Origin of the sequence: Mammaliicoccus sciuri (genome assembly GCF_002901825.1) — a bacterium.
GTDB classification, from domain to species: Bacteria; Bacillota; Bacilli; order Staphylococcales; family Staphylococcaceae; genus Mammaliicoccus; species Mammaliicoccus sciuri.
This window is the reverse complement of record NZ_PPQD01000016.1, coordinates 1-252: the sequence shown is the minus strand read 5'-3', so window position 1 is coordinate 252 and position 252 is coordinate 1. Positions and strand designations below refer to the sequence as shown.

The following is a 252-nucleotide window of genomic DNA, read 5'->3' as shown; positions in this document are numbered from 1 at the left end:
GTTTCTGAAGATACTACTCAACCTACTTCTAAAGAAGAAAACCAAAACTCTGATGTAGCTTCTTCTGAAGATAATACGGAAGTTAATAACAACCAAGAAGTTTCTGAAGATACTGCTCAACCTACTTCTAAAGAAGAAAATCAAAACTCTGATGTAGCTTCTACTGATGATAATTCTGAAGTTACGAATAACGACGAAGTTTCTGAAGATACTACTCAACCTACTTCTAAAGAAGAAAACCAAAACTCTGAT

Annotated in this window: 1 protein-coding gene; it reads left to right on the top strand. The window is 33.7% G+C overall.

The features are described 5' to 3' along the window. Positions 1–252: hypothetical protein (locus CD035_RS13870; protein WP_219728643.1), on the top strand; the 252-nt coding region annotated here is incomplete at both ends.